At 27.3% G+C, this 12,487-nt stretch carries 19 protein-coding genes; 1 reads left to right on the forward strand and 18 read right to left on the reverse strand.

The window, feature by feature from the left end; genetic code table 11:
* The 17 genes from NG901_RS17320 to NG901_RS16350 all read right to left on the reverse strand — a co-directional run.
* The coding region (locus NG901_RS17320; RefSeq protein ID WP_252216979.1) for an SUKH-3 domain-containing protein at positions 1-119 on the reverse strand (119 nt) is incomplete at its 3' end.
* 657 nt (positions 120-776) lie between these two features.
* Complete coding sequence (locus NG901_RS16275) at positions 777-1,229, reverse strand: hypothetical protein (RefSeq protein ID WP_252216954.1); 453 nt, start codon at positions 1,227-1,229, stop codon at positions 777-779.
* Positions 1,230-1,402: 173 nt separating this feature from the next.
* Positions 1,403-1,573: a hypothetical protein gene (locus NG901_RS16280; RefSeq protein ID WP_252216956.1), complete on the reverse strand. Its 171-nt coding sequence runs from the start codon at positions 1,571-1,573 to the stop codon at positions 1,403-1,405.
* 26 nt (positions 1,574-1,599) lie between these two features.
* Positions 1,600-1,908: a hypothetical protein gene (locus NG901_RS16285; protein ID WP_017353314.1), complete on the reverse strand. Its 309-nt coding sequence runs from the start codon at positions 1,906-1,908 to the stop codon at positions 1,600-1,602.
* Between the two features lie 14 nt (positions 1,909-1,922).
* A complete protein-coding gene (locus tag NG901_RS16290) occupies positions 1,923-2,207 on the reverse strand; it encodes a hypothetical protein (protein WP_252216957.1) in 285 nt (94 codons plus the stop codon).
* A 170-nt stretch (positions 2,208-2,377) separates the two neighbouring features.
* The gene (locus NG901_RS16295; protein ID WP_252216958.1) at positions 2,378-2,701 is read right to left on the reverse strand and encodes a hypothetical protein; all 324 of its coding nucleotides are present in this window, start codon (positions 2,699-2,701) and stop codon (positions 2,378-2,380) included.
* Between the two features lie 151 nt (positions 2,702-2,852).
* The gene (locus NG901_RS16300; protein WP_252216959.1) at positions 2,853-3,191 is read right to left on the reverse strand and encodes a hypothetical protein; all 339 of its coding nucleotides are present in this window, start codon (positions 3,189-3,191) and stop codon (positions 2,853-2,855) included.
* Position 3,192: 1 nt separating this feature from the next.
* A complete protein-coding gene (locus tag NG901_RS16305; protein ID WP_252216960.1) occupies positions 3,193-3,363 on the reverse strand; it encodes a hypothetical protein in 171 nt (56 codons plus the stop codon).
* Between the two features lie 550 nt (positions 3,364-3,913).
* Entirely contained in the window at positions 3,914-4,354 is a 441-nt protein-coding gene (locus tag NG901_RS16310) for a hypothetical protein (RefSeq protein ID WP_252216961.1), read from the reverse strand.
* A 2-nt stretch (positions 4,355-4,356) separates the two neighbouring features.
* Positions 4,357-5,415, reverse strand: coding sequence for a hypothetical protein (locus NG901_RS16315; protein WP_252216962.1), 1,059 nt, complete (start codon positions 5,413-5,415; stop codon positions 4,357-4,359).
* Positions 5,416-5,601: 186 nt separating this feature from the next.
* A complete protein-coding gene (locus tag NG901_RS16320; RefSeq protein WP_252216964.1) occupies positions 5,602-5,937 on the reverse strand; it encodes a hypothetical protein in 336 nt (111 codons plus the stop codon).
* A gap of 2 nt (positions 5,938-5,939) precedes the next feature.
* The gene (locus NG901_RS16325; RefSeq protein ID WP_252216967.1) at positions 5,940-6,809 is read right to left on the reverse strand and encodes a hypothetical protein; all 870 of its coding nucleotides are present in this window, start codon (positions 6,807-6,809) and stop codon (positions 5,940-5,942) included.
* Between the two features lie 116 nt (positions 6,810-6,925).
* Positions 6,926-7,729: a DUF4176 domain-containing protein gene (locus tag NG901_RS16330; RefSeq protein ID WP_252216968.1), complete on the reverse strand. Its 804-nt coding sequence runs from the start codon at positions 7,727-7,729 to the stop codon at positions 6,926-6,928.
* A 298-nt stretch (positions 7,730-8,027) separates the two neighbouring features.
* Entirely contained in the window at positions 8,028-8,849 is an 822-nt protein-coding gene (locus NG901_RS16335) for a DUF4176 domain-containing protein (RefSeq protein WP_252216969.1), read from the reverse strand.
* 52 nt (positions 8,850-8,901) lie between these two features.
* Positions 8,902-9,252, reverse strand: a complete 351-nt coding sequence (locus NG901_RS16340; protein WP_252216970.1) for a hypothetical protein — start codon at positions 9,250-9,252, stop codon at positions 8,902-8,904.
* 110 nt (positions 9,253-9,362) lie between these two features.
* Positions 9,363-9,806 carry a hypothetical protein gene (locus NG901_RS16345; protein ID WP_252216971.1) on the reverse strand — a complete coding sequence of 148 codons (444 nt, stop codon included), beginning with the start codon at positions 9,804-9,806 and terminating at the stop codon, positions 9,363-9,365.
* Between the two features lie 17 nt (positions 9,807-9,823).
* Positions 9,824-10,141, reverse strand: a complete 318-nt coding sequence (locus NG901_RS16350) for a hypothetical protein (protein ID WP_252216972.1) — start codon at positions 10,139-10,141, stop codon at positions 9,824-9,826.
* Between the two features lie 449 nt (positions 10,142-10,590).
* Between NG901_RS16350 and NG901_RS16355 the strand changes: the two genes are divergently transcribed.
* The gene (locus NG901_RS16355; RefSeq protein ID WP_252216974.1) at positions 10,591-11,763 is read left to right on the forward strand and encodes an IS110 family RNA-guided transposase; all 1,173 of its coding nucleotides are present in this window, start codon (positions 10,591-10,593) and stop codon (positions 11,761-11,763) included.
* 79 nt (positions 11,764-11,842) lie between these two features.
* Here the strand turns inward: NG901_RS16355 and NG901_RS16360 are convergent, their stop codons facing one another.
* Positions 11,843-12,172, reverse strand: a complete 330-nt coding sequence (locus NG901_RS16360) for a hypothetical protein (protein ID WP_252216977.1) — start codon at positions 12,170-12,172, stop codon at positions 11,843-11,845.
* Positions 12,173-12,487: the final 315 nt, after the last annotated feature.

The following is a 12,487-nucleotide window of genomic DNA, read 5'->3' on the forward strand; positions in this document are numbered from 1 at the left end:
GCCTCAAATACCTCATATCCTTCACTTTCAAGTATTTTAACTCTATTTGTTATATCTGCTTTTTGATTTTCATTCCAACCTGATCTTATCAATATTTTTTTTACTTTTTCTTCTAACATATTATTTTACCTTTCCAAGTTCCATTATTTATATATTTTATTTTTTAGTGATTTTCTACTACATATATTATGTTCACAATTCCATTAACTTTCAAGTGGAATTATTGAACCTAGGTTTTCCTAGCTTATCAGGTTACACATACCTTCTATGCTCGATTTACTGGTTTCTGAAGTCACTAGACTTAATTAGCTATGAAGTCCTTTATCAGAAGCTTATATCTGTAGAAGTACTAAAAAATAATGAACTAGCCTACTTAATTTCAGCTAGTTCATTTAGTCTTTATCTTACTGCATTATTAATATTATGCAGTATTTATTTTTCTCGTCTTGATTGATTTGACTGTATTTTAATATTTACATTTTTTATGCAGCTACTTAACTCTTTATTATGCAGCTAATATTAATCCATATATTCTTCTACAACTTCAATATTCTCCTCTAAATTTAAATTAGGATACTTGTGAGAAATACTTTTTAAGCATTCTATATATTTATTACTTTGAAGATTATATGTTACTTTCTCAAAAACTTCACTGGCAAGTAATATCTCCTTTTCATTTTTTATTTATCATTAAATAACATATACTGTATCTTTATTAAATTCACTTAACAACAAATATATTTATAAGAATCATATTATTTTCTTAATCTATATAATTATGATAAGTCATTTATGCAAGTTTCAAATCTATCGATAAATCTATTATATTGTTCAGTAATTCTTTTCTTTTCATCTTTTTCAAGTAAAATATATTTTTTATTAATCATCTTTACATACTCAACAATATTTTTATCTGCACTATGTCTTCTCATTTCTTGCATAAGTTCGCCTAATAAATATGCTTGAATATCATCTTTTCTATTCTTCAAACAATCTACTACTCTATTGAAATCAATATCATCTATTATATCAATTATCATAGCTTGAAAATATTCGTCACCATCATTGTTCCATAAAAAATTTATTCCTTTTTCTAATGCTTTTTCACTATCTAAATCTGATAGTATATCAAGTGCTTCAACAGTTTCATCCATATCATTAAAATTATCTATAATTTTTATTAACTCAGACAAATTTTTTGATTCTAAATATTTATACTTTTCTTCCATTTACTAATTTCTCCTATGCTATTTTACTTCTTTTAATATAATTGTACTACAGTACGGTGTGCCATCACTATCTATTATCCACCAACTTTCTACAATTACATCTTTATTAGTACCCTTAATGTAACGAACAATTTTAGTATTTCCAGCTTTAACTTCTTTAGCTGCATCTATATTTATGATTCTATTAACATTTTTTCTGCAAATACACCATCTTTTCTTATACTCATTACTGCTAATTTTTGTGCTGCTCTCTTAACATAGAAATCATTCGATATTCTCTCTTTCACTGTAAGCCCAATTTTAATAATTGTACAACAACAATTCACAAATATATTCTTTAACATTCTCTAATATAATCTTTAGAATCTTATTAATACTTATTTATTAATTTTTTTGCTTCTTCATATTTTTCAGTAAACTGTATCTCTCCGTTCTTTTTACATCGTTCAATTTCTAATTCTAAAGCTTTTAAAATACGTTCTTTAGAAATTATCTTATAATCCCTAACTAATTCCTCATCATTGAATTCTGGATATTCCCAATCTAAGTAAAACTTTTTATCCTTTGTTATTCCATACGTTAATGTTTCAATTGGTCCTAATGAATACTTATTTATAATTACGATATTGCCATCTTTGTCTGGTTTAAGCGTTGGAATATCATATAAAAATCTATCCAAATTTTAGTCCTCCTTTATTTATAAGTAGAATAATAATCATCATATAATCCACAACATGCATCCATACCTTCATTACCTTTCATTGCTGACTCTATAATTTGCAAATCTGATTTGCCAGATTTACCATTAATACCACGCTTTAATTCTTCATATGAGACACAATGTTCTTTGGCTTGATTATAAAGTTCAATATCTGATATTTTACCATCTTCATTAATATAGGATGATAACCTATTATCATTTCTCTTTTTAACTAGAGTCTTTGCTATTTCTACATCAGAATAACCATCTGCCCTCATTGAATTTACTAGTTCTTTATACCCATCATTTTCTATATGATAAAGTAACCTGTTATTACGAAACTTCGCTACAACATCAGGATTACTCCAATCATATTTTACGAATTTTTTTAAACTTCCTGTATTATTAGGTTTATACCCATATACTGCACTAATATCTTCAACAGCATCTAATAAAACCTTTGGGCTATCTGATGGATTATGTTTATATTGAAATTTAGCATCTCCTCCCCCCCAGTATTCTTTAATCTATTTAATTCACCTATTTTATTTACTGTATTTTTAGTCTTATTAGCAATTTTATCACCAAATTTTAATATATTCTGTGCTTTGCCTGAAAGTTTAGCTAGTGATATTCCAGATTTAGCAATGTTTATTAGCCCATGTCCTGCTATTACAGTATCAATCAAAATTAAGCCTACACTAGTAGCTTTGCTTACATTATCAAATACGGCTTTATTCAGTTTATCTTGACTTTTAAAGATATTTAGCACATGAAAAAAGATTAATGCTCTGATTACTGAAACATTAATTCTTTTTACTTATTTCAATGCAGTATTAAATTTTCTTCCTTTTATTGATTTAACTATATTATTCTTTATTTATTTTTATGCAGTTAATCAGTTCTTTATTTTGCATGTTAATTTAGATACTGCTATACCACTCATTTATAAATCTTCTATTCAAAATCATATCCTGCAGGCTTTTTTCTGTAAGAAAGTATTCAACAACGCCTATAAATTGCATAGTTTTCTCTTTATCTATCTTAAACCCTATACTATCCCAGGACTTATCAATCTTCATATTAATTCTAGTCTCTTCAACATCGTATTTAAAATCCCATAGCATCATAGGCATTCCTATATCAAAATCATCATAATTTACCCATATGATTGAATTTGAATCTTCATATTTAATTCTATATTTACATACATTATCACGATACCAAATCACATCTCCTTCTCTTTTTTCTTCAATTAACAATTTATTTACCTCCTTTGAAATATTCATCATATAATACTCTACATTCATCCATTCCTAAATTACTTTTAATTGACGAATTTATTATCTCTTCATTAGAGCCACATTTCTTCAATATATACTCATAAGTTTGTCCTTCAGCGTTGCCATATTCTTTTAAATTACTTTTATACATTCCCTCTAACCCCTAATAGTTGCCATTTTTAATATAGATATTAATACTATTTCAGTAGCATTTTCTGTATCTCCTACTATCTCAATATAATTGCATAAAAAAATATCGACACTATGATAGTATCAATATTTTCATTGCAACAATATTTTCTTTTACTTTAGGTTGAAAGGGAGATAAGGTGGTAAAGATTCTATAAAATATTTTTAGTTTCATCAACTACAATTTACTTTTTAACTTTATCTGCCACTTTCCCCCTTTGCCACCTAAGTCACTTCATTATTTAGATTATGCAGTATTGTTGTTTTTAGTATTTATTATATTTGCTATAGTCTTAGTAAGTTAACTTTTTTGCAGTTACTCTTACTATTTTTTATGCAGTTAATAGATACTTTATTTTGCATCTTCTTTCGGACTTAATTTATCTAAATCATAATTATTTATATTTAAGTTATTAATCTAATTTATCACTAAAACAAGTAATAAACTAGCCGATATTTTTTAGTTAATTCATCTTTACTTTTCTTATTGCATTATAATTGTTCAATATCTCTTACTTATTTACTTGTAACTTAAAATCTTCATATATTTTAAAGCTATCTTTTAAGATATTCTTTAAATCTTCATAATTTCGGAAATTAGCCGGTTTGACTCTTTCTCCATCAAGTAATCTTTTTAATACACTCCATGGACTACCTGTTAGAAGAGTATCATCTTCCCATACTGCCCATATGAATTCTATTTTTCCATATCTAAATGACATATTAAATTGAAATGTATATATATCAATTTTTTCTTTAACATAAAAGAAATCTTCTCTTTTATCATATTTTACGTTATATCCAAAGTCATTTAATATATCTAAAATAATATTATTTTCATATTTCTCTAATACTTCATCATAACTAAAAGAAAACTTACTTACTAACTCTGAATACCTTTTACTAAATTCTATATTTATTAAAGCTGACTTGATCTTTTGATTTAACTCCATATTTATTCACTCCTAAATCTAATTTCTATATTGTACTTGTTTTTAGCTAATTCTATATATTGGTCAATTTTACTAAAGTTTTTATTTATTTCTGGTATTTCAAGTATTTGTTGACCCTTTAGTGGCTTTCCATCTATTTCTGGATATTTATTACTCCTAATTATTGTACCTTCTGCATATTTATTTTTCAATTCCTTTAAATAACTTTCGAATGTGGATATATCTATATTTTCTAACTCTGTTGCCTTTCTTGATATTATCTCTCCAGAAATTTCATCATATGAATCTAGTCTCTTTCCATTACTTAAATATATCTCGTCATAATCATACCAACCTTCTCTGACAGCTTTCTTATTAAAAGCATTTCCTCTAGCCATTGGTGAATCATTTAGCCAGTAATCTCTAGCTTCCTTCCAATCCAACCTATCTCTAGGAACTTTTCTTTCTTTATTTTTTCTTAAAATGTATTTTTGATAACTGGATTCTAAATCAGTATCTTTAAATTTACCATCCAATAAATCAGGTTTACTTACCCCCTTATTTTCATTCCCCTGAACTTTATTTTCTATATTTTTACCTTTATTATTTGAACTACTTTCTTTCTCATAGTCTTTCTTATTAGCAGCATTATTATTTTTATCTGGTTCTTTGCTACTTCCGTTATTTGAACCTTTTGAAAAATTATAAACTCCAAGACCTAGTTCTGCTCCACCAATCCCATTTCTTACTGCTACACCTATATCAGCTATTTCAACAGAGCTAGATATTGCCAATGTACCTTTTGTACTATTTAATATTGGTAATGAACCACCACCCATGTTAGATATATTTCCAGGTGATTTACATATGTTACCTATACCTTTTACTGCCATGAATAAATTTATATCTATGCTATATGCATCATATGCCTGCTTATACTGAGACTTATTTTTATAATATTCATTTGCTTTTTTTCCTTCTTCTGTATATTCAGCACTTGCACTCATAGCATTAAGTCTTTTGTCCTGATCAAAGCTAAGTATTCCACCTCTATAGAATATAAGAATCTTACTAAAAAACAATAAACTAGCTTACTTGTTTTCAGCTAGTTCATTTTCTCTATTTTAATTTTTTACTTTATACATGAAAACTTTCACTAATTACCTTTACTACTCCTACTTCACTACTTCCATTTATAAAATCGTTTATTCAAAGCTAGTTAATTTATAATTTTGCAGTAAGATTCTAATCAAAATTTTATTAATATATTATAAAGCCTTTTCAAGCATATCCACAAGTTCTTGGTCTTGTTTTTCTAATCGACTATATATATCTTGATATTCTTTCTTGTAGCCTAATTTTTTTAATGAATAAAGTGCTAAGTGACCAATCTTACAAAGTCCTAAAATTTTAAATCTTATATCCATAAAATCACTATATTGAATAAGTTTTTGACATACAAAATCACTTGTTATATTATGTTTTATAAGTTTCAACATTACATGCTGTAAAACTAAAACATTAGGAGTTTCAAGATTTTTTATTAATTCTTCATCCGAAAGTTCATCATTCATTATTCTTTTTGCTAAACTTAAATAACTCATCTTTATTCACCTCCTGGTATTATATAATTATTAACTATCCATTCACGTTCGCCTCTATAATTTTCAAACAATTGTTCAACAGCCTCTTTTGACCCTATTTTCTCAGCCTCTTTTATCTCCACCATATATGCTCTAAGTTCTTTAATTACTCTACTCTTAGGATCTTCAAACATTTGTTCTCCAAATGATGGAAAACCTTCTGCTTGTGAATCCAAGAAATGTTGATATTCATGTTTTAATGCACTCAAAGATGCATCTTCACATATTTTTACTTGGCCTGGATCTCCTCTTTGTAATCCCGGCGCATATGCCATGTCTTTTTCAGTATATTTAATTTCAACACCACAATCCTGAAGTTTCTTAATAATGGAATTCCACTCTTCCGGATTAGATTCTTGACCCGGTCCTAGTATATCTCGCATTGGGTCATGAATATTTTTCATGTATCCTACATCATTAGCTCCAGCTGACCCCTTATTAACTCCCAATACCTCTTTATTTAATTCATTAATTATGTTTTCAGCCTTTTTAGAATTAGCTACTTTTTCTGCTGCATTCATTTTTTTAATTCTTGAAAGTTTTCCACAATAGCTTGCTGCTCCAATACCACTGTCTAATAATGTTAACATATCTAATCCTATTTTAGTAGCTTCAAACGTTTCTTTATGTGGTGATTCATTTTTAAAATGTTCATGCAATAAATCTGAAGGTTTTCCTTTTTGTTCTTTTAGCCAATCAAAAGAATTACCTATTTTATTATTTGTAGATTCATCAATAATTCCTCTTGTCATTACATATTTACATGCATCAAATGCTAAATCTGATGTTGAATCTAATGATGTATTGACAAAATCTAAAGCACCATATCCCATTGCATAATCTCTATTAATTAAACAAAGCTAATACACTCCAATTAATGTATTAGCTTTATTTAAGTATATATTTTTTCTTATCTTTATTGATGCAATTTTAATAACTTTAAATTTAACTACTCTTCTCTTAATGATTTTCTATATTCTATCAATTTCTTATTATATTCTATTTCTTGATCATCTTGATATCCTTTAAAATAAACCTTATTAATAAGATTTCCATCAAATAAATAATTACTATCCGCACTAACACTTCCCTCTGGATATACACACGCTGCATAATCATATATATCATCAGAAGTGTCTCCCTTTAAATGTTCGATTCTTCCTATTATTATAACTTTTTTATTGGTTCCTTCAAATGTAACTATTGAACCTAATGGTAATAATTCTTCATCACTCCATTGTATGTTTTCCGTTACATCATTACTAACTATTAAGTTATCAGCATTGGTTATTTCTATTCCTTTTGATTTATTTCTATATTCCACTAATTGTTTATTATACTTTATTTCATCTTCATCTTGATATCCTTTAAAATAAACTTTATCTATTTGATTGGAATTAAACAAATAACTGTCATTACTACTCATAAATCCCCTAGGATATGCACAACCAGAATAATCCCATATTTCTCCACTCGAATTTCCTTCAAGTTTTCTAATCCTTCCAGTTATCATTAACTGTATATTAGAGTCTTTTAATAATACTACTGTTCCTAATGGTAGCAATTCATCTTTATTATAGTCTATCTCACTTTGTTGAGTGGTAACTATATTTTTTTTATCATCTTCTTTAAGATTACCAATATTTATTCTGAAACCACATCCATTTAAAATAAAAGCTATACCAATTAGAGCTACACTTAAAATAATTCTTTTTTTATATAATTTCATTTTTAACAAATTAACCATTTTCATTGAACTTCCACCTTATTATTCTTGTATTTATTCATACATTTTTTAATTTGTGTCTTTCTTAGTTTCCACTTCAAAACCACCCCCAATTACATCAACAACTTTAACTCCACCATCTCCATTCACTATATTTTTTATTATTTTTTCTACTTACTGCCAAAAGTTCTCTACAACCACCTTTTAACTGATGGAATTCTAAATACAACAAAGCTAATACATCTCAATTAATGTATTAGCTTTATATTTATTGTAATGTTACCTTACCTTTTCATTTATCTTCTTATTCTAAATATATACTTAATTATTCTCCTCTTAATAATTCTCTATTTTTTATAAGCTGTTTATTATATTTTATTTCCTTTTCATCTTCATATCCTTTAAAATAAACTTTACTAATATCCTCTCTATTAAAAGCATAATTAGTATCTATATTAATATTTCCTTCTGGATATATACACCCTGCATAATCATATACAATATTAGAATCTTTACCTTTAATGCTTGCGACTCTACCCATTATCATTAATGTTTTATTACTTCCTTCAACTGTAATTATTGAACCTAGTGGTAATAGTTCATTCTTATTATTAGGTATGTTTTCTACTTCACATTTAGTGTCTATCTTTTTCTCATTACTTTTTAAATTATCATTATTAGTTGTTTTTATGCCCTTCAATTTATTTCTATAATCTATTAATTGTTTATTGTATTCTCTTTCATTCTCATCCTCATATCCTTTGAAATAAATTTTTCCAATTTGATCTGAATTAAATGCATAGCTGTCATCATCACTCATAATTCCCTTTGGATATGCACATCCAGAATAATCCCATATTTTTTCATTTGAGTCAGATGCTATCCTTTGCATTCTACCTGTTATCACCAATTCTCTATTTGAATTTTTTAATAACACTACTGTTCCTAAAGGTAAAACTTCATCTTTATCAAATTCTATTTCACTTTGTTCATTACTAATTATATTTTTTTCATCATCTTCATTAAGATTTCCAATATTTATTTTAAAACTACATCCATTTAGAATAACAAACATACTTATTAAAACTACACTCAATATAATATTTTTCTTATGCAATTTTTTTATTAATAAACTAACTAATTCCATTTGATTTCTCCTCTATTATTAAATATTAATAAAAATATTTCTAATAAAATCTTTAATTTGTATCTTTTTTTGCTTGTACTTCGAGTCCTCCTCCTATTCCATCAACAACTTTGACTCCACCATTTCCATTTATAATATTCTTTTTATATTTGAATCCAACTCCACCTACATCGACTTCACCTTTTACAGATGTATCAATTTCATGTTTAATTTGGTGTCCTGAAGCAGTAAATTTTCCAAAAGTCCCCACTAATGCTCCTTCTACTTCTCCATTATCAAACATAAGACCAACATCTCCACTCATTAAACTAATAGATCCATCAACTTTAACCTTACTTCCATCTAATTGTATCTCTTTAAATTCATATGGAAAATCAATTAACTTCCCATTTCCCCCATTCACTGTATTATTAATATTATGCAGTATTAAATTTTCTCACATTAATTGATTTGACTGTATTCTAATATTACTATTTTTTATGCAGTTACTTAATTCTTTATTATGCATTCACTCTATTTATCTCTATTAACTCTTATTAATCCATGATAATCACCAAAACCCGGAAATAACTCCCAATTACATGACACATCAACAATTGCTTCCTTTTCTTCCACGTTTCCCGTTATAAAATTCCTTGTTTCTATGAACATTTCACCATTTTCTTTGAAGTTAAATAAAATGTGCTCTACTTTCTTACCTTCTTTATAAATATAATGATAGGCTGTATTTAAAAATAATTTGCCATCTTTCTTAATAAATCCATATAACAAATAGTTTTCCAAATTATCATTGTAAAATCTAACAGTTATAGACATTTCATCAATTTCAATAACATTTTTTACCTTATTATTTTCATAAAGTACTGATACATAAGTTTCTTCTTTTATATATCTCTCTTTTGCATCTTGCTCACTCAAAATATCATGTGGTTGTTTTTTAAATAACGACCATTCCATACAATATACTATCTTCATTAATTATACACTTTCCCTTCTACATCTCTTATGATAATGTTATTATCATTAGCATAATCTATAATTCTTTGTAGTATAGATTTATTCTGCACTGGTATCTCTAAAATCTGCTGTCCTCTCATTGGCTGTCCTCTTAAAACCTTTGGATTAAAAGGACTATCAGTAATGAGGGCACCGGATGGATATTTTGTTTTAAGTTCATTTAAATATCCTATTCCAGTACTTTCTTTTACATCTGCTAATTGAGTATATTTTCGAGAAACTATTTCTTCAGCGGGTACATATGAATCTACCACATATTTTTTCTTACCATACACTTCTACTTCATTATGAGGATAACAAGGTCTATTTTCTTTATTGAAATTATTACCTGCTTCAAATCTTTCTTTCAGCCAATCTGGTAATCCACTAGAGCTTTTTTCAATCCTATTAGCTTTACTTATCCCCTGGTATGATAAACTTATAGATTAAATAATAACCACATCAAAAATTTTAATTATTTTTCTAATAATTTCTTAAGTTATTTATTCTATTATTATTGTTTAATCTCTCTTATTTTGAGACAATATTCTCGTATAGATAGAGTTTTACCTACGCCCCCTTGAGGCATCTTTTGACCTCGTAACTAAGACTGTTGCCTCATCTCTGCGAGATATTGCGTATAAGCTGGATGTTGATTATATTATTATAATTCATCGTATATCTAACCAGGATGTAACTTGCATTGCATAGAGGATTCTATCTAAAAAACAAAGGAGATGTTTAAATGTTTATTGTTGGTATTTATATTGGTAAAAATAATCATGAAGCTACTATTATTGATGAAACCGGCGCTATCATCGGTAAATCAATTAAATTCACCAATTCGCATAGTGGCGCTAATAAATTAATTGAGCAAATTAATAAAAATATCGGTAATTTGCAGGTTATTTTTGGACTTGAGGCTACTGGACATTATTGGCTTTCCTTATATTCATTTCTTTTAGAAAAAGGTTGTGTAATTAATGTTATAAATCCTATTCAATCTGATAGCTTTAGAAATCTTTACATACGCCAAACTAAGAATGATACAAAAGATTCCTTTATTATTGCTGAAGTTATTAGATTCGGAAGATTTACAAATACACAATTAGCTGATGAAAAAATTCTTTCTTTAAGACAATTATGTAGATATAGACTTTCTTTAGTTGATAGTGTTTCTGAACTAAAATGCAGGATCATCACTGTGCTTGATCAAGTTTTTCCAGAATATGAAAAGTTATTTTCTGATACTTGGGGAATAAGTTCTAAAAAGCTTTTAGAAAAATATCAAACCCCAGAGCAAATTCTTGAAATTGATACAGGTAAATTAGCTGAATTTTTAAGAGAGCATAGTCGTGGACAGCTTGGCATTGTCAAAGCGAAAAAAATACAAGATGCTGCTAAAAATACTTTCGGAATAAAATTTGCTCAAGATGCTTTTAAATTTCAACTTAAACAACTAATAAAACAAGTGCTTTTTATAGAAGAGCAAATTAAAGACTTAGATGTAGAAATTGAATTTTATTATACTAAATTTGGTTCACATCTTGAATCTATTCCCGGAATAGGTAAAGTTACTGCTGCTATTATTCTTAGTGAAATTGGTGATATTAAAAGATTTAAAAGTGCTAAAGGTCTAGTAGCTTATGCTGGTATTGATCCAACAGTTAGACAATCTGGTCAATTTTTAGCTAACAATAATAGAATGTCAAAGCGTGGTTCTCCTTACCTTAGAAGAGCTTTATTCCTATGCGCTTCAACTTGTACCTTACACGAAAGTCCTCTTAATGATTATTATTTAAAGAAACGTAGTGAAGGTAAACACCATCTCACTGCCGTGGGCGCGGTAGCTCATAAACTTACTCACATTATTTATGCTATTTTAAGAGATAATAAGGACTATGAACCTATGTCATAATCCTTATTAAACTATAATATTACATTTGTTTTAGCTATTAAAAAATTTCTATATTTAATAGTTTATTTGTTGTGTAATTTTATATTATCTTAGAATTAAAATAAATAGTTAATATTTCTTTCAAACCTATTGACTTCACATAGCTGGTCTTATTTTCATTCCCCTGAACTTTATTTTCTATATTTTTACCTTTATTATTTGAACTACTTTCTTTCTCATAATTTTTCTTATTAGCAGCATTATTATTTTTATCTGTTTCTTTACTACTTCCGTTATTTGAACCTTTTGAAAAATTATAAACTCCAAGCCCTAGTTCTGCTCCACCAATCCCAGTTCTTACTGCTACACCTATATCAGCTATTTCAACAGAGCTAGATATTGCCAATGTACCTTTTGTACTATTTAACATTGGTAATGAACCACTACCCATGTTAGATATATTTCCAGGTGATTTACATATGTTACCTATACCTTAGAGTTTCTTTATCAATCGCAGATATTTATTTAATTGCTAAAAAATAATGAACCAACCTACTTAAATTTCAGCTGATTCATTTTTCACTACATTATTAATATTATTCAGTCATTTATCTATAGTATTTATTAATCCCTCTTGTATAGTGAGTTTATACATTATGTTTTGTTATCATTCTCATATAAGGTAGCCTATAACTTTTCATAAATAATCATTAAAACTTAATCCAATGATTATTCTATTTGTTGT

This window comes from Clostridium sp. CMCC3677 (genome assembly GCF_023845585.1).
GTDB lineage: Bacteria > Bacillota > Clostridia > Clostridiales > Clostridiaceae > Clostridium > Clostridium aquiflavi.